The 351-nt window shown below is 61.0% G+C and carries 1 pseudogene; it reads left to right on the top strand.

Annotated features, from left to right (window positions below):
* Positions 1–213 (top strand): annotated as a pseudogene (locus CBX98_RS25710) (protein translocase subunit SecF); the annotation flags it as partial.
* Positions 214–351: the final 138 nt, after the last annotated feature.

Genomic DNA, 351 nt, shown 5'->3' with positions numbered 1-351 from the left:
ACCTCACTGTTCACCGGCATCACCATGGCGGCGCTGTTCTTCATCGGCGGTCCTGTCGTGCACGGTTTCGCGATCACCATGCTCATCGGCATCCTGGTCGGTACGCTGTCCTCGATCTTCGTCGCCAGCCCGATCCTGCTCTGGCTCGGTGTGTCCAAGAAAGACCTCATGCCGCGCAGCAAGGAAGACCCGGAGCTGGAGCGTCGTCCGTAAGTCTGCTGGTTGGCCCACAAGGAACAAAAAAGCCCGCCGTCTCCGGCGGGCTTTTTTTTGGTCACACCCCGTCCCTGAGATCAGAAATCGTCCCTGTCCTCGGTGGCGCCTTCGGCGTCGTTGGCCAGCATCAACACC

Origin of the sequence: Vibrio sp. T9 (assembly GCF_003123985.1) — a bacterium.
GTDB classification, from domain to species: Bacteria; Pseudomonadota; Gammaproteobacteria; order Enterobacterales; family Vibrionaceae; genus Vibrio; species Vibrio diabolicus.
Note: the sequence above shows the minus strand (reverse complement) of the source record. Positions and strands in the feature narration are given on the sequence as shown.